The sequence below is a fragment of the Stenotrophomonas sp. Steno-C18 genome, from assembly GCF_056393195.1.
Window position 1 is genome coordinate 258,734 of the sequence record NZ_JBWJOX010000002.1, and the last position, 17,322, is coordinate 276,055.

At 67.5% G+C, this 17,322-nt stretch carries 9 protein-coding genes; 4 read left to right on the top strand and 5 right to left on the bottom strand.

From position 1 onward, the window contains the following. Positions 1-45: 45 nt before the first annotated feature. A complete protein-coding gene (locus AC06FE_RS05810; RefSeq protein ID WP_478072481.1) occupies positions 46-1,047 on the bottom strand; it encodes a hypothetical protein in 1,002 nt (333 codons plus the stop codon). 79 nt (positions 1,048-1,126) lie between these two features. Here AC06FE_RS05810 and AC06FE_RS05815 point away from each other — a divergent pair, with 79 nt between their 5' ends. Beyond that, positions 1,127-1,669: a P-loop NTPase family protein gene (locus AC06FE_RS05815; protein ID WP_192286889.1), complete on the top strand. Its 543-nt coding sequence runs from the start codon at positions 1,127-1,129 to the stop codon at positions 1,667-1,669. Between the two features lie 81 nt (positions 1,670-1,750). Here the strand turns inward: AC06FE_RS05815 and AC06FE_RS05820 are convergent, their stop codons facing one another. Then, entirely contained in the window at positions 1,751-2,416 is a 666-nt protein-coding gene (locus tag AC06FE_RS05820; protein ID WP_478072482.1) for a hypothetical protein, read from the bottom strand. 202 nt (positions 2,417-2,618) lie between these two features. On the opposite strand from AC06FE_RS05820, the gene AC06FE_RS05825 reads away from it, so the two are divergent. Continuing rightward, on the top strand, positions 2,619-3,020 hold the full coding sequence (locus AC06FE_RS05825; RefSeq protein ID WP_478072483.1) for a hypothetical protein: 402 nt from the start codon (positions 2,619-2,621) through the stop codon (positions 3,018-3,020). 43 nt (positions 3,021-3,063) lie between these two features. On the opposite strand, the gene AC06FE_RS05830 is transcribed toward AC06FE_RS05825, so the two are convergent. Beyond that, a complete protein-coding gene (locus AC06FE_RS05830; RefSeq protein ID WP_478072484.1) occupies positions 3,064-6,750 on the bottom strand; it encodes a TonB-dependent receptor in 3,687 nt (1,228 codons plus the stop codon). Beyond that, positions 6,747-13,592, bottom strand: coding sequence for a CshA/CshB family fibrillar adhesin-related protein (locus AC06FE_RS05835; RefSeq protein WP_478072485.1), 6,846 nt, complete (start codon positions 13,590-13,592; stop codon positions 6,747-6,749). The genes AC06FE_RS05830 and AC06FE_RS05835 overlap by 4 nt, the downstream gene beginning before the upstream one ends. Positions 13,593-14,468: 876 nt before the next feature. Here AC06FE_RS05835 and AC06FE_RS05840 point away from each other — a divergent pair. Both AC06FE_RS05840 and AC06FE_RS05845 read left to right on the top strand, forming a co-directional pair. Further along, positions 14,469-14,834 carry an SH3 domain-containing protein gene (locus AC06FE_RS05840; protein ID WP_478072486.1) on the top strand — a complete coding sequence of 122 codons (366 nt, stop codon included), beginning with the start codon at positions 14,469-14,471 and terminating at the stop codon, positions 14,832-14,834. A gap of 86 nt (positions 14,835-14,920) precedes the next feature. Then, complete coding sequence (locus tag AC06FE_RS05845) at positions 14,921-15,865, top strand: hypothetical protein (protein WP_478072487.1); 945 nt, start codon at positions 14,921-14,923, stop codon at positions 15,863-15,865. Positions 15,866-16,148: 283 nt separating this feature from the next. Here the strand turns inward: AC06FE_RS05845 and AC06FE_RS05850 are convergent, their stop codons facing one another. After that, entirely contained in the window at positions 16,149-17,225 is a 1,077-nt protein-coding gene (locus AC06FE_RS05850) for a serine hydrolase domain-containing protein (RefSeq protein WP_478072488.1), read from the bottom strand. Positions 17,226-17,322: the final 97 nt, after the last annotated feature.

The window sequence follows — 17,322 nt, forward strand, 5'->3', positions numbered from 1 at the left end:
ATACAACACATGTTGCATTCAACGCATGCCCGGCAGGAGCGGGGCTCAGAACTGACCGCGCTCGGTGCCTTCCCGCCAGGCGTCCGGCCGTGGCTCCCAGTCGCCCTCCCCCAGCACCGCCTGTACCAGGTTGCCGACCGGATAGCCCAGCTGGGCCTCGGCCGCCAGACCGGCATCGTCCCGCTGCGCCGCCGCCACGAACGCGCGGAATGCCGGCTCGTCGTTGGCTGCCAGCGCGGTGATCTTGCGTGCCAGGTCGTAGGACAGCCGGTTGCCCTCGTCGACGGCGAGGAACGACTTGCCGGACCAGAACGTCTGGATGCTCACCGCGTCCCAGTACGCCGCGTGCTGGGCGGCAATCTCGTGCGGGAAGTACATCTGCGCACCCGGCGCGGCCAGGTGCGGGAACAGGGTGTACTCGGTGTTCACCGCCAGCCCTTCGTTCAACCAGGCGGGAATCGGCAGGTGCTGCAGCAGGCAATGGGTCAGCTCGTGCGCGATCACCGGTTCCATCGCATCGATGTTCTCCAGCGGCATCACGAAGTGGCCGTAGCCGGCCTGGATGAACATGCCCGAGGACATCGCGTACTCGCCCTCGTCGGGGTAGTAGTGGCCGATGTAGGTGTAATAGTCGTCCGGGTCATCGAACACCATCACCACGTACTTGCCGTGGCCGCCCTCCACCGCAAGCGCGCCCAGGCTGCGGTTGATCCGCGCCAGCGTGCGTTGGCAGGTCGCCAGGAACACCTCGGCCGGCCGCGCCTGCAGGTTCGACAGCAGCAGGAAGTCCTGCGACTCATGGATGCCGTAATGCTCGCCAAGCGCTGCGTTGAGCGCCTGCAGCCAGGCATGCGCGGCGGACGTCCAGAACACGTGGGCGTCGGCATCGTCGATGTCCTGCGCCACTTCCTGCTGCACGCGCTGCCAGTCCGGGATTGGCAGCGTGGTCCCGTCGAACCAGTGCATGTGTACCGGCACGCGCGCCATCCGTGCAGCGGGCCGCGCGGCCTCGGGCCTGGCGAACAAGCGCTTCAGTCGTCCAATCACAGCCATCCTCCCTGTCCACGCCCGATGATAAGCGGCGGCCGTCGCCCGCGTGTCCGGGCACTGCCGGCATAATCGGCCCATGACCACGCTCGCCGACCTCGGCCCGCGCATCTGCGTCCTGGGCCCTTCCAACAGCGGCAAGTCCACGCTGGCCGTGGCCATCGCGCGCCACCGGCAGCTGCAGGCGGTCCACCTGGACCAGCTCTTCCACCTGCCACACACCGACTGGCAGCCGCGGCCGGAGGCCGACTTCCTGCAGCTGCATGCCGACGCCATCGCGCAGGAGCGCTGGGTCATGGACGGCAACTACAGCCGTTGCCTGCCGGCGCGGCTGGCGCGCGCCACCGGGTTCATTCTGCTCGACCTGCCCACCCGCACCAGCCTGCTGCGCTACTTCCGCCGCAGCTGGTTCGAACGCAATCGCCATGGTGCGCTGGCCGGCAACCAGGACACGGTGAAGTGGGCGATGCTGCACCACATCGCCATCGTCACCCCGCCCCACCGGCGCCGCTACGACCAGTTGTTCGAAGGCATCGCCCTGCCCAAGCTGAAACTGGCCAACACGCGGCAACTGCAGCGCTTCTATGAAACCGAGGGGCTGGCCCGCGAACCGGCACCCTGACGGCCGTGCCTTGCGCGGAAGACACAAAGGCCGGGCATCTGCCCGGCCGCTGCGTTGTGCCTGCTACGCCGGTGCGCGCGGCTACTCGCAGGGCTCGCCGTCCACCTGCAACGACGCCTCGTCCAGCGGACGGTTGCCTTCGATCGACGCCCGCTGCTCGGCGCTCGGTGCGCCCAGCCACCACACCTTGCACTTGGCGACCAGCCTCCCGACCATCTTCGCCTGCGTCGGTGCGTACAGCATGTCCAACGCGGTGGTGCTGCACTGGTGCGCCTGGCAGGCCGAGTAGTACCACCAGACATCGCCGTCCAGCATCCGCGGCTGGCCCGGTGCGCTGGGGCCACTGAGCAGGCGCTCGCGCAGCGGCAGGATCTGCGGGTCGGTCGATTCGGCCGGCGTGGCTTCCTTCATCAGCGCATCAAACGCGGCGAGCACCTTGGCATCCTTGCGCCCGCAGTTGTCCACCGAGTTGCCACCCACCAGGGTGAAGAAATAGGTCGCCAGCGGCTGCTGCTCGCAGGTGATCTCCGCCCCGGGGGTTTCCCCTTCCGGTTCGCCTTCGTTGTCCCAGACCGACGGGTCCACGCCATCCTCGACGGACGGTTCGGCGCTCGCGGCGGCAGCGGGCGTGTCCGCAACAGGCGTCGTCGCCGGCGCAGCGGCCGCCTTGCCGCCGTCATCCGGCGCCGTTCCACAGCCTGCCAACATGGCCAGCAACAGCGCGGCCAATACAGTTCGACGTTTCATTCCTTGTCCTATCAGCAAGTGGTGTTCCCGCCCGGCGCCATGGGTAGCACCGGCCAGCCGTGCAATTGTACGGGGCCGTGTCCGCGGGCCGTGCGACCGCTACCGCCCCCATCATCTTCACCCCGGCCTGCATCCGCTTTGCTAGCGTGCCCCTACCGCCACGGCGCCGTGGCACCGGCACCCCATACCAAGGAAGGCCCCGATGATGAACCGCACCGCATTGCTCGTCCTGGCAGGCAGCCTGCTCGCTGACCCCTTCGCCGCGCAGGCCGCACCGCCTGCCGCGACCGCCGCGCCTGCGGGCACCGTGCAGCAGGGCACCTTCGCCAGCGAGCAGTTGCAGAAGGACGTGCTGCAACACATGTACGTACTGCTGCGCAACGACGGCTGCCAGGAACTGCTGAACGTCGTGCCTTTCCTGCGCGCGCAGCCGGAAGGGGAGATGGGGTCACGCAACTGGTCGGAGACCTGGGTCTTTGAATGCAGCAACGGCCGCGACGAGATCGACGCCCGTTTCCAGGAAACCCCGCACGACGGCGGTGCCGACTATTCGGTCAGCAGCGCCACGCGGCATACCTTCGGCACACCCGCTGCGACGAAGTAGCGAGGAACGCTCCTGCCCGCCGCGCACCACTGGCGCGGCGGGGTCAGTACTTGCCGACCATGCTCAGGTACCAGCCGCGATGGTCGTAGTCGAAGCGGGTCAGGTCATCGCTGAAGTCGGTGAAGTTGTAGCCCACGCCCACGCGCAGGTTGCGCCCGATATCGCGGTCCAGGCCCACCAGCCAGCCCTGCCGGCGGCCGCCATCACGGACATCGAGCAAGCGGTACTCGAGCAGGCCATGCCACTGGTAGTACAGGTCGTAGCGCAGCTGCGCGGCACCGAAGCTGGTGGCCGAATCGAACCATGGGCCAGTGCCCCGCCCGTACCGCACCTCGCCCTCCCGCCGTGCCAGCTTCGCGGCCACTTCCCAGCGTGGGTCGATCCGGTACACGCCCTCCAGCGACAGCACCTGGGTGCGCTGGTCGTAGTCCACGCCATCCACCTGTCCCATCGTGGACAGGTCGTACAGGTAGGTGTAACGCCCGAACACGCCCCAGCGGTCGTTGTCCCAGGGGCGGTAGGCGAAGCCCATGTTGCCCTCGATGAAGCGCGCCCCGGCCACCGGGTTCAGCGCATCGTCGGTGTCGGCGTAGTTCAAGCGCGCCGCGATCCGCCAGCTGTCGTTGAGGCGATGGCTGAGCCGGTTGGTGCTGACCCACTGCGTGCGCCGCTCGGCACCGGTATCACGCCGCCACTCCAGCTTGCTCTGCCAGTCGGTATCCGGTGAGGTACGTCCACCGGACAGGCTGACCGCCTTGCGGTCCACTTCCCCGCTGCTGGCGTCGAGCTTGCCGTCGCTGAGGGTGAAGCCCGCGTTCCAGCCCACGGCGGGATAGAAGTCCATGCCGAAGGTATGCGCGAGCCCGGACTCCTGGCCGGACTTCAGGAACTGGCTTTCGTTGAAGACATTGACCTGGTCGGACAGGCGCCAGCGCTGGCCCAGCGTCCACCCATCCTGCGCGTTCGGGCTGAACAACGGGTCGTACTCGCTGCGGTCGGTGGAAAGGGTGTAGCTGCCGTAGAAGCTGTGCTGCGGGCTCAGCTTGTACTCGGCGTTGACCTGCGCGGCGCTGCCGCGATCACCGTCGCTGAACTCGGCGCCCACGCTGGACTGGTTGGCGAAGGTATACGCGCCACCGGCGAGTACCGCGTCGTTGTCGCGGTAGCGGCCATGGTCGTCGTCCACGGTCAGCTGGCCGCCGCCGTACAGGTCCAGCGCGGTGCCGATGCGATGGGTGTAACGCGCTGCGGCCAGCACGCCCGCGGCATCGCCGGCCTGGCGTGTTTCCTGGACGCGCCGCAGCTCGGCCGACAGGCGGTCGTTCTCGCCGATGCGCCATTCGACGGTGGCCTGCGCCTGGGTCAGGGATTCGCTGCCACGTCGCGCTTCGCTGTAGCGGGCGTACAGGTTGAAGTCGTCGGTGACGTAGCCGAGCAGCTCCACGCCCTGCTCGCGCACGCGCTGGCCGGTATCGAAACGTCCCACCGAGTACCCGCCATCGACCTGCCGCCACCAGGCGCCGGCGCTCCAGTCGCGCCGGGTCCAGCCCAGCTCGCGCAGGTTGATACGCCCTTCCACCGCGGTCGCCTCGCCTTCGCGCGGCCCGCCGGGATTGAGCTGGCGGAAGCTCAGGCCGCCATTGTCGGAGAAGAAGACCGGTGTGCTGGTGGCCTCGCTGCGGCTGTGCTCGATCTTCAGGTAGGTACCGCGCCCGGCCTGCAACGTCAGGTCGGCACCGCGCAGGGTGTAATCCTGGCCCGAACGTTGCTCGTCGACATAAGTGGCCCCCAGTGCGACGTGGTCGCCGAACCAATGCTTGCCACGCACGCCAGCGGTGACGTCATCGGCATCGAAACCGGAAGGCACCCATTCGTAGTCGACGATCAAGCGCTGTTCGTAGCCATCCAGCGGCACGTCGCGACTGAGGCGGCGCAGGTTCTCGCGCGTCACCTGGGCCAGTGGCCGGGTCAGCAGGATGCGTCCCTGCAGGGCGTCGATCTCGTAGTCGGCACCACGCACCAGCGACACGCGCTGCTCCACGCGCCCGGTGGTCGGGTCACGGATCTCCAGCACCACCTGGTCGGAGCCGGCCAGGATGCTGGCATGGCGCAGGTAGTAGAGGCTGCCACCGGTACCGATGAACTCGCTATGGCCCGGGGCCGTTTCCGCCTGCGCACCGAACAGGCGCAGTTCGCTGCGCGCATCGCCCCAGGCATTGGCGCGGCGTGAGCGCCACGACAACGCCGCGCCATACAGCGAGCGCACGTACTGCGCGTACTCGGTGCCGCTCAGCCCGGTGTTGTAGTTGCCCCACAACGCCTGGTTCTTGTCCCAGTCCAGGCGCAGGTAGAAGCGACCCATCGTGTCCACGTCACGCTGGGTCAGCGAGTCGTCGCCGTAGGTGGGGTAATACAGATCCGGGTCCAGGCTGCGGAACAGGTCCCGCGGGTCGGCATTGGTGAAGCCGGTGAACAGGTCCTTCAGTGGCCTGTTCTGGGTATCCGCCTGGGCGGTCAGCAGGTAGCGGCCCCGGGTCTTGGACTTCAGGTAGAACGCCAGCCGCCCGTCACTGAGCACGCTGTCGTCGCGGTCACCGCGGGCCAGGTCGCGGCCGGCACCGGATGCCTTGTTCTGGTAGACGGTGATGTCGGCCAGGCCGACCCCGAACAGGTAGCTGCCGCTGACGTCCACCTCCAGCGTGCGCGCGATGGCCGGCGCGTCCTGCCGCTCCACGCGCACGTCGAAGGCATGGTGGCCGATCGGCATCAGGTATTCGGCGGCGAACTTGCGGTCCTGGTCCAGCGGGTAGCTCTCGCCGTTGATCTTCAGCGACGCACCCAGCGGGAGGTCGCGCCCGCGCAGGCGCACGCGCGCGCCGTACACGGGAATGTTCTGCTGGCGAAGCCCGTTGCCGTCGAACACCTGCTCCAGCAGGGACAGCGAGGCCGCCTGGTCCGCATCCACCGCGCTGCCACGGCGGTCCTCCAGTGCGTCCCGCAGTTGCTGGTTGCCACGCTCCACTTCGGCCGGCGTCACCAGCTGTATGGACTGCGCCGAGGTTTCATCCACGTTTCCCTCGGCGTCATACGCGCGCAGCACGTACACCAGCCGGTCACCACGACGCAGCGGCACGTCCTCCGGCAAGGCGCCGTCCCAGCTGTGTTGCCCCACCGCGGCCACCGGCAGGTCGAACTGCGCCAGCGGTGCCACGCGGTCGCTGTCACTGCCGCGGTAGAGGCTGACTTGAAAGCGGTTGATGAAGGCGGTGTAGTTGCCACGGACGAAGAAGTCCACCGGGCGCGTGATGCGCCCGTTTTCGAAGGCCACCATCGAAGGGGCCGAGACCGAGAGTTCCGGCAGGCCCATCGCCGGGTCTTCGGTGGCCCAGATCGCCCCGCCCTCGGGCAGGCGGATCAGGAAGTTGCCGGTGACCGTGGCCTTGCCCGGCGCATCCAGCGCGAGGCTGACGCGGCGGTCCGGCTGCAGCACCTGCGACGAGGACCGGGCCGAGGTGCCCTCGGTGACCGGCTCGTCATAGCTGCGCGAGCGCAGGGTGAACAGCAGCGCGCCGTCGGCGCTGCATTGGCTGGCATCGCAATCCATGCGCGTGGCTGCGCCGGAGGCCTCCGTCGGCGGTGCGGCCTGGGCGGTGCCGGCAAGGCACAGCAGCAGCGCCTGGCACAGAACGATGCGGCGGGGGCGACGGGAGGCAACGTGACGTGTGCTCATTGGCGTGCCTCCTGTTGGCGCGCCGCTTCCCGGATGGCGGCGCTCTCCTCGTTGCGGACGCGGATGCGCTGCTGCACCGCCGGGCTGAGCAGGCCGCGCAGGGCCTCGAACACCGCCGCGGCGCGGCGCAATCCCAGTGCCTGGTTGTAGGCATGGCTGCCGCGCACGTCGGTATGGCCAACCAGGCTCACCTGGCCGCCCCCCATCGCTTCCAGCCGTGCCGCGATGCTCGCCAGCAGCGGCTTGAACTCGTCACGGATGCGCGACTTGTCGGTATCGAACAGCACGTTGCCAAGCAGCGCGCCCTGGGCATCGACGCCGGCGACCAGCGAATGCGGGTCGCTGACATCGGTGCGCAGCTGCACCGTCAGGCCCGCGCGCGCGGCCTCGGCCACCTCGGCCTGCAGGGCATCGCGCACCACCGTGGCGCGACGGAAGGCCAGGTCCTGGTTCTCGCCATTGGCCAGGATCACCACGTCGCCGCCCAGGTAGCGATCCACGGTCGCGGCGATCTTCGCCAGCACCGGCCGGTAGGCGTCACGCAGTTCGCTGCTGCCCGGTGCGAACAACACCTCGCCCAGCACCAGCTCGGCCCGCTCGTCCGGTGCCTGCGGCGACGGCGGCAGGCGCACGCCGAAGCTGAAGCGCGTCGGCACGCCCTGCGTCACCCGGCGCAGCAACGGGTTCTCGGTGGTCAGCACCGCCCCGCTGGGCACCGTGGCCGGGTCCAGCTTGATGATGAAGTTGCGGCCAAGGCGCGCGTCGCCACCGTGCACGTCGGCCAGGTGATAGCGACCGAAGGGGTCGGTCTCGACCAGCAGGCCCTCGACCGTCGCCAGCCGCACGCCCGGGATGCCCTGCTCCTGGATGCCGGTGTTGCCGATCACGTAGGCCACCTCATACCCCTCGGCGACGGCGGACACTTCGCGCCGCACCGCCGGCTCGGCGGCGGTCAATCCCTTGGCGGCGTCGCCGCTGCGCAGCAGGGTCGGCTTGCCCGCCGCATCAAGCTGCAGGCGCTGGCCCTGCCTGCTGTCGAGCACGAAGTCATCGGTGAAGGCGAGTTCGCGCAGGCGCTGCCGCACGACCACCTGGTTGACCTCGGCCGGCTCGGCGGTGGAACCGCGTCCGTGGACCGTGCCGATCTCCAACCCATGCAGCAGCGGCGCACTGGCATCGGCCACCGCCTGCGGGCCCTGCCCGCGATCGATGGTGGTCGAGCCCGGCACGTAGGCCGAGGCGGCGAAACCGCCCTGCACCGTCACCCCGGTCAGCTCGGCACTGTCCTGCCAGCCATCACCGTCGCGGTCGTCGAACACGGTGCCGAACACCAGGCTGTCCTCCAGCAGCGGATCGGTATCCAGCTGCACTTCGGCCGTGGCGATGTTGGATACCGCAGTGCCGTCGGGGGTGGTCGCCACCGCGTGGTTGACGTGGCTGCCGGGGCGCACGCCCGCGCCCACCCGCAGCAGGTAGGTGATGGTCGCGTTGCGTCCCACCGCGATGTCCACCGCGGCGATGCGCAGCGGGTTCTGGCTGCTGGCCAGCGCGAAGGCGCCATCATCGTCGGCCACGCGCATCGAGCCATCGACATAGCTGAAGCCGGTCGGTGGGGTGTCCACCACCACGCCATCGCGCCAGTCGCTGCCGCCCACGTTCTCCACCACCAGCTGGTAGCGCACCAGGTCACCGACCTTCACCCGGCGCGGGTTGGCGCTCTTGGTGATGCGCAAGGCGAAGTCGGACACCACCTTGTGTTCGGTTTCGCAGCTGCCGCATTCCGGCGGCTGGCCACCGTCGGGGTACTCGCCCCGCAGGCGGTTGCGCACCGTGGCAAATGCCTTCTCGTTGACCGTGGCGGTGTAGGTGAACACATGCTGCCCGGGCGTGGTGCCCGCCGGCAGCGTGCAGACCACGTCCGCGCCCTGCTGCACGCAACCGCTGGGCAATGCGTCCAGGGTCAGGCCCGGGTCGGGTGTGTCCAGCAGCTGCAGTGGCTGCCGCAGCGCGGCGTTCTCGATCGTCGCCGACAGGGTGTAGCGCAGGCGGTCACCGGGGCGTACCTCGCTGCCGCTGGCCGGGTCCGCCTGCTTGGCCAGCACCACGCGGGGCTCGGCCAGCGGATGCTCGGTGCTGCAGGTGGTGCAGGTCGGCGGGGTGCCACCACCGCCCTGCCCGACCACCACGTTGCCGATGGTGCCACGCGCATCGGCGGCGACATGCGCCTGGTAGGTGATGCTGTAGCTGCCCGGGGCGGTGCCGGCGGGCAGCGTGCAGACCAGGCTGGCACTGCAGCTGAACGCGCCGGCGGCGGTGACCGCGTCGAACACCAGCCCGGCGCCGAGCGTGTCGTCCAGGCGCACCGGCTGGCTGGTCGAGGCGTTGAGCACGTCCACCGTCAGGGTGTAGCTGATGCTGTCACCGGCCTTCACTTCGGTACCCGCGGCCGGCACCGAACGCTTGCCCACCTGCACCTCGGTGGCGCGCAGGGTGTGCCCGGTGCTGCAGTCGGCGCTGCAGCTCGGGTTGTCGTTGCCGGTCGCCAGCACCGTGTTGCGTACGCTGCCACTGGCCTGGGCATTGACCCTGGCCTGGTAGGCGACCGGATAGGTCCCCGGCACGGTCCCGGCCGGCAGGGTGCAGACCAGCGGGTTGGCTGCGTTGCAGGTGAACGCGCCGGGCTGGGTCACCGCGACCAGGTCCAGGCCGACGCCCAGGGTGTCGGTCAGGGTGACCACGTCACTCGTCCGCGAATCGCTGACGACCACCTCGACGCGGTAGTCGACCGTGTCCCCCACGCGCACCGGCGAGGCCGTGCCCGTGGTCTTGTGGTAGCTCACCGATGCCGCACGCACCGGCGTGGTGGTGCTGCAGTTTGCGGTGCACGGCAAGGTGCCCGTGCCGGTGCCGGTCACCGCGTTGGTGACCGCTCCCTGCGCCTGCGCGTTGACCAGGGTGGTGTACTCCAGCGCGTAGGTTCCCGGCACCGTGCCGGCGGGCAAGGTGCACACCAGCGGATTGGCGGCATTGCAACTGAAGCTGCCTGCGGAGCTGACCGCTTCGAAATCCAGCCCCGTGCCCAGGGTGTCGGTCAGGGTGAACACCGCCGTGGTGCGCGAGTTGCGGATGATCGCCGTCAGCGTATAGGTGATGCGGTCGCCTACCGACACCGGGCCGGCCGGCATGGATGCCTTGTGGTACTCGATCTCGGCAGCGTTCACCGGCGTGGTGGTATCGCAGTTCGCGGTGCAGGACGGGTTGTCGCCACCGCTGCCGAGCACCGCGTTGGTCACCTGCCCGCTCGCCTGCCCGTTGACGGCGGCGGTGTAGCTCAGGCTGTAGCTTCCCGGCGCGGTGCCGGCCGGCAGGGTACATACCAGCGGGTTGCCGGGCGTGCAGGCGTAAGCACCGGCACTGGTGACGCTGCCGAAGTCCAGCCCGGCCCCGAGCGTATCGGTCAGGGTTACCACGTCGCTCGTCTGCGAGTTGGTCACCACGGTGGTCAGGGTGTAGGTCAGCACGTCCCCCACCGATACCGGGCCGGCGGTGTTGACCGACTTGGCGTAGCTCACGCCCGGCGTCGCCACCGGCGTGGTGGTGTCGCAGCTGCCCGCGCAGGAGGGCGTGTCCGGCCCGGTGCCGGTCACCGCATTGCGTACCTGACCGCTGGCCTGGGCATTGACGACGGTGGTGTAGGTCAGGCTGTAGGTGCCCGGTACGGTGCCCGCAGGCAATGTGCATATCAGCGGGTTGCCCGTATTGCAGGTGAAGATGCCCGGGCTGGTGACCGCCACGAAGTCCAGGCCGGTGCCCAGCGTGTCGGTCAGGATCTCCAGGCCGGTGGTGCGCGCATTGAGCACCGTGACCTGCAGCGTGTAGGCGATGCTGTCGCCCACCACCACCGGCCCGCCGGTGGATGCCTGCTTGTTGTAGCGCACCCGCGGATTGGCCACCGGCGTGACCACCTCGCAGTTGCCACAGGCAGGATTGTCCGGGCCCGTGGGCACCACGCCGTTCTTCACCGAACCACTGGCCTGGTCGTTGACGACCGCGGTGTAGGTGAGCGGGTAGCTGCCGGCCGGGCTGCCGGCGGGCAGCGTGCACACCAACGGGTTGGAAGCACCGCAACTGAAGGCGCCCGCGCTGGTGACGCTGCCGAAGTCCAGGCCGGTGCCCAGCGTGTCGGTCAGGGTGACCACGCCGGTGGTACTGGCATCGGCCACCACCAGCGCCACGGTGTAGGTGATGGTGTCACCCACCACCACAGGCCCGCCGGTAGCGCTGGACTTGGACACGGTGATGCGCGGCGCGCCCACCGGCGTGGTGGTGTCGCAATTGCCGGCGCAGGTGGGGGTGTCGGGCCCCGTGGGCACCACGGCGTTGCGCACCTGGCCGCTGGCCTGGGCATTGACGGTGGCGGTGTAGGACACGCTGTAGCTGCCCGGCACGGTGCCCGCCGGCAGCGTGCATGCCAGCGGGTTGCCGGCCGTGCAGTTGAACGCACCAGCGTTGGTGATGCTGCCGAAATCCAGGCCGGTGCCGAGGGTGTCGGTCAACGTGACGATGCCGGTGGTGCGGGCGTTGGCCACCACGACGGTCAGCGTGTAACCAACGCTGTCCCCCATCACCACCGGCCCGGTAGTGGTGCTGGCCTTGGATACGGTGACCTGCGGCGGTGACACCGGCGTGGTGGTGGTGCAGGTGCCGGAGCAGGTAGGCGTCTCGTTGCCGCTGCCGACAACGGTATTGACCACCTGACCGCTGGCCTGCGCGTTGACCACCGCGCTGTAGGTCAGGTTGTAGGTGCCGATTGCCGTGCCGGCCGGCAGCTCGCACGCCAACGGATTACCCGCGGTGCAGTTGAACACGCCAGCGCTGGTGACGCTGCCGAAATCCAGGCCGGTGCCCAAGGTATCGGTAAAGGTCACGGTGTCGCGGGTGGCACTGTCCTCGACAATCACCGTCAGCGTGTAGCTGATGGTGTCGCCGACGTTCACCGGCCCGGACGTGTTGGCCTGCTTGCCGTACCGCACGCGCGCGGCCGGCACGGTCACCGGGTTCTGGGTGCAGTGGTCGGTATCGGTACAGCTCGTGCCGGGCTCGGGGGTCACGCCCGTATTGAAGGGGTCATGCCCGCCCCCCACGCTGGCATGGTTGACCAGCGTGCCGACGGCGGTGGGCAGCACCGTGACCGGCAGTTCGATGGAACTGCTTGAACCCGGGCTTCCCGCGGCGGCCAGCACCTGGTTCGAAATACAGGTCACGCGCTGCCCGCTGGCCGTGCAGCTCCAGCCGTTGTTTGTGTACGTGCCGCTCCATCCGGGCGCGATGCCCGCTGGCAGCTCGTCCAGCACGGTGATGGTGCCGGGCTGCACGGTCGGCGGATTGCCGGTGGCCACATCGGACGTATTGCTGACCGTCAGCGTGTACGTGGTGCCGGGCTCGCCGTAGTTCCAGCTGCCGTCGCCGCTGTTGTTGCTCTTGGTGATGCGCAACGCCGGTGCGGTGATGGTGATCCGGTGATCCTCCACTTCGCCATCATCGGCCACCCCGGTCGGTTGCTGGATCTCCGCGGGGTCGGTGGCATAGCGCAGGCGCACGTAGCTGGCCCCGGCCACCACCGTCGCCGGCACGGTCCAGCTCAGCGCGGCGCTGCCGCCGCTGCAGGCTGCGGTATTGCTGCGCTCGCCGGGGTCGAACTGGCCATTGCGGTTGAAGTCGATCCAGCCTGCCACGCTGCCGTTGCCCACGCACGCGACGAGCTGGCTCACCACCGTGCCGGCCTGCATGACGGTCAGCCGGTAGTTGGCCGGCCAGGCATTCTCCTCGTTCGGGTTGCCGGCCGGGAAGTCATCATCACCACGTGCATCATCACTGTAGCTGCTGCGCTGTTCGGTATCCGGGCCCATGCTGCCGAGGTAGTCCACGACCGGGGGCGCCAGGCCACCGGGCGTATAGCCGGCCGTGTTGATGTCCAGGTTGGTGGCGTTGGCGGGGATGTTGTCGTTGCGGAACTGCAGGTCATCCACCACATGCATGGCATCGCCATAGGTGACCGGTGCATCGCCAAAATCCGCGTAAGGCACCAGCAGGCCGATGGCGATGGCGGTGGTGCCGCCGCCGCGGAACTCGAAGTCCATGCCCACTGCCAGGTTGCCCGGCGCGTAGGCGGCATTGTCGAAGCTGAGGAACGTCACCGCCGCCGTGTTGTTATCGTTGCCCGGCCCGAAGCGGATCACCTCCTCGGCACCGTTGAGCGACTTGGTGACGCGATACGGGCCTGCGCCGACGTTCTTGCGCATCTCCACCACGTTCCAGGTGCCGTCGGCCGTGGCCTGGACGTACTCGACGCCGGTATTGATCGATTCCGCATCTGCCATCACCACGCCACGCAGGCGATAGGGCGCGCCGCCCAAGGTCGACACGCAATTGATGCGGAAATTGGCCACGCCGCCGGTGCCGGCAATGCCCGCGATCAGCTGGTTGGCGTTGCCGGTTCCCCCGATGTTGTACAGGTCGTCCAGGCTGTCACCGCCGAACGCACCGGGGCGATAGCTGCTGAGCGGGACGCCCGTGGCATTGGCCAATGTACAGGTCACCTCCAGATTGAAGCCGGACGCTACCGGCATCGAGATCGACGAGGCACTGCCATTGCCCAGCAGTACGCCCGGCGTGCCGCGATCGGTACCGCCGCCCCAGGTCAACCACAGCACCGTATTGCGATACGGACTTGTGCCTCCGGTGGCGTATGCTGCGGCCCAGGCGGTGGACGGCATCGCGAAACACAGCGCCAGCACCAGCAGCCCCGCTACACGCCAGGCCAACGCCAGGCACGGACTCACACGGGTGGATCGAACGTTGAAGCCGCGCGACCGGGCGCGCGGTGCCATCGACTGCCACATGCTGTCATCCCCTTCTGCACCCCTCTCGAGGCGCATTCGCCAACTCGATTGAGACAGACCCCGTTTGAGACAGACTGCTTTGACGCATCAATGCTGCCGCGCGTGGCACTCCCCTTGCGCCCGCACTTGAATGAACAACGCCGTTCCGTCCGATGCCGAACCCGCACGACACCCGGCGCCATGAAGCGCCACGCTCATGCATGGCCTTGCAGAACTCCCCGATCACCCGCCGCGGTGATTTCAGTCGGCCACGGCGGCGATTTATCCATACCGCCGTGGCACATGGATACACACTTTCGGCAAGGGCGTCGTGAAGAACCAACTTCACCGCCGATACGGGATACATGCCGCAAAACCGGCTGAAACAGGCATCGCCGGCGTTGATGCGAATTCATGAATTGCAGAACGCCGGCCATGCCGAACGGCATCACGCCGTCATCACATCACCCAACGCGACAGCCACGTTGGTCGAAGGCTTGCCGCTGCTTCATTCGCAGAGGCAGCGCCCCATCGAGCAGTGCAATCCGAAAAGCCGAAGTGGAGTCCTGCTCCAAATGGGACGCGGACTATGTCCCAGCGCTGTTCGGGACTGCCTTGCTTCCGAAGGCACGCGCTACAACGAATAGAAAAAGCACGACAGTTTGGAAGCACCCGAGATGCTCCGGCTGCGGGAGCATGCGCAAGGGACCGCAAGCAAGCTATCGGCTGCAGAGTTGCGCCGGGACAAAGTGATGCTGCAGAACGTCCTCCAGAATGGCTTGGACACCGGAGCTTCGTGGCCCGGATCAGTATCGATGCAACCTGCAGGAGACGCACATGGAAACCCGGCAGTACCGCGTCATTCGAGGCCATACCAGCGAGTACCCCAATCCGATCTCTTTCACCAAGGGCGCACTGCTCGTAGTAGGCGAAAGGTACGAAGGTCCTGAAGGCTGGGACGACTGGCTGTTCTGCGACATGCCTGGGCAGGAAGGGGGTTGGGTTCCCGCACAGATCGTGGAACTCATCGATGGCACAACCGGCCGTGCGCTGGAGGACTACACCGCCAGGGAGCTGGACGTGCAGGAAGGCGAACTGCTCCTCAGCGCCAAAGCCCTCAACGGTTGGGCCTGGTGCGAGAATCCTCGCACCCTGGAAGCCGGGTGGGTTCCGCTCGCGAACCTCAGTGAGGGGAGCCAGTAAGCCTCCCCCGCCCAGCATCCGCTGCTTTCCCTAAACTCGGGTCAGCATGCAGCATTTCTGTTGCTTGCCAATGCTGGAGGCATTGAATGGGGCGGCGCACATACAAGATCCTGGCAGCGCTGCTGCTTCTGGCCGGCGGCAGTACATACCTGTGGGTTCGGCAAGAGGACAGATCGAATCGGCCCGCGCCATCGCAGGCTACGTCGGTCGGGTCGGGGCAATCGAGCGACGCCAGCGGCATCGCCGAGCAACCCGGCGGACTGGCGCATCATTGGGAGGCAACGCGCGCCAGCGGCGATGTGGACGCCATCGTTCTTGCGTTCAAGCAAGCCAATGACTGCCTTCTCTACCATGCCGCGGTGAATGGCATGCGTTCCATGCTGGAGGATGAAAGGCGGGGAGACCTGTCGAACGAAACCGTGGAAACCCTGCGCATGATGGACGCGGAGAGCGCCAGATATGCCTTCGTGGTCGAGCGGCTGGAAGGGTTCTGCAAGGGGTCCGACAAGAGGCAGTTGGCCCGGGTGCTATCCAATGCCCTCTTCGAAGCGGCCGTCAGGGGTAACCCGGACGCACAGACCTGCTTCCTCCTGATGGGACCTACGCCCTGGCTGGGGAGCAGGCTGGTCACGGAAGAAGCCGCAGAGATCGAACGTCATATCCGGCACACTTCCAGATTTACACAACAGGCCTTGCAGCGGGCGGACCCGCGCGTATCCGTGCAAGCCCTCCACAGATACGTGAATACACCCAACGGACATGCCTCATGGACGGACACGGTGCCAATGCCCGATCCGGTACTGACGTGGCGCGGCGCCCGTCTGGCAGCGCTGCGGGCAATGCCCGACCAACGCGCCGACGTGGAATCCCTGCTTGCATTGTTCGTCAAGGCAGGCGCGCTCTCACCTGCCGACATTCAAAGCGCCGACCGCTGGGCGCAGGACACGTTCGAAAGGCAGTTTCGTGGGGAGGGTGCCATCAACGTGTACTCCGCTGTGCCGTGCTACTCGTCGCCGGAGCTGGCGCCCTAGCTTTCACTGCGAAAGAGCAAACCGCCAGTTAGGGCGCTGCAGTACGGGCCAAGATTGCCTCCCCTCCTCCTCTCCTGGCCAGACCAGGCCGTCGAAGTGTCCGCAAAAGAACGTTCGACCAAGAAGAGGATTTCGGTCAGGATTCGAATCGCTGAATGGCGCCAGCGCAGTCCAACAAGAAAGGCGCATTGCCGAAAGCCGGCCGTGACCCCAGTTTCTCCGACGTCCCTTTCGATGATGGAACGTCACCGCTGCGTCGCGCCGAGCCGCCCTGCGCAGGGTGCTACTTCAGCGCCGGCGCCTGGAACGTGCCGCCGTAAACGATCCCGACGATGGTTTCGAGGAAGGCATTGGTCGGAATCCGCTCCCCATTCGTGGAGTAGGCAATGGCGGTACCGTCCTGCGGGTTGTAAATGACCCGGGAATGCGCACCGATGACGTCACCGCCGTGCCCGAGGAACGTGTTCTCCCCGTACGCGAACTCCGCCAGCCCCATCCCCCAGCCCTTGCCCGGCGCCGGCAACATCAGTGCCAGCGTCTCCTTCCGCACGAGCTCACCGTTGAACAGGGCGACGATCAGCCGGTTGAGGTCGCTGGGGGTGCTGGCGATGTCGCCAACCCCGACGACATTGCTGAAGTCCACTTCCTTGATTTCGCCCCACGCGCCATCGGCGAACGCATAGGACCTGAAGGTATCGGCGTGATTGGCCTTCACCGAGGCGAAATGCGCAAGGTGCAACGGCCGGGCGATCTCCTGCTCGACGATCTCGTGGTACGGCCGCCCGTAGGTGTCCTCCACGATCATCCGCAACAGGTAGTAGGCGGAGTTGGAGTAGGCCACGCGCGTGCCAGGGGCGAAGGCCACGCCCTGCCGCCTGATCTCCGCCAGGATCGCCGGCGGCTCCAGCGCATCCACGATCCAGACCGTACCGTCCTTGATCGCGAAATTACCCAGGCCGCTGGAATGCGCCAGCATCTGCCGGACGCTGATCTGCGCCGCTGCGGGCATCTCCGGATGAAAATCGGACAGCGTGTCATCCAGTCCCAGCCGCCCCTGTTCAATCAGCTTGAATGCAAGAATGGCCGTGACCATTTTGGTGACCGAGGCGACCTGGTAACGGGTGTCCGCATCCGCCTGCACGCCGGGCAGGTATTTCTGGCCGAAGCGCCGCTGATAGACCTCGCGCCCGCCACGGAAGATGGACACGCTGCCCAGCCCGCCTTTGCCGTCCTCCACCTGGTCGAGGTACTCGTCCAGCACGGCCGCGTGTATCCCCTGCGGCGACGCCTCCGCCGAGCGTCCCACCGAGGGGAGCATCAAGACAGGAAGGAGCAACAACCCAACCACCCACTTCTTCATGGCGCTCGCCGCTATATTCGGGAGGCGAAAGTCTAGATCAACTTTCTGGGCCGCAGGCATCGTCTTCGCACTGTGACTCAAGGTATCGACTCATCAC

Excerpts from the sequence above, each read along its gene's own strand:
- AC06FE_RS05815 (WP_192286889.1), top strand. The coding sequence starts at position 1,127 with ATGACCACGCTCGCCGACCTCGGCCCGCGCATCTGCGTCCTGGGCCCT.
- AC06FE_RS05820 (WP_478072482.1), bottom strand. The coding sequence starts at position 2,416 with ATGAAACGTCGAACTGTATTGGCCGCGCTGTTGCTGGCCATGTTGGCA.
- AC06FE_RS05825 (WP_478072483.1), top strand. The coding sequence starts at position 2,619 with ATGATGAACCGCACCGCATTGCTCGTCCTGGCAGGCAGCCTGCTCGCT.
- AC06FE_RS05830 (WP_478072484.1), bottom strand. The coding sequence starts at position 6,750 with ATGAGCACACGTCACGTTGCCTCCCGTCGCCCCCGCCGCATCGTTCTG.
- AC06FE_RS05840 (WP_478072486.1), top strand. The coding sequence starts at position 14,469 with ATGGAAACCCGGCAGTACCGCGTCATTCGAGGCCATACCAGCGAGTAC.
- AC06FE_RS05845 (WP_478072487.1), top strand. The coding sequence starts at position 14,921 with ATGGGGCGGCGCACATACAAGATCCTGGCAGCGCTGCTGCTTCTGGCC.
- AC06FE_RS05850 (WP_478072488.1), bottom strand. The coding sequence starts at position 17,225 with ATGAAGAAGTGGGTGGTTGGGTTGTTGCTCCTTCCTGTCTTGATGCTC.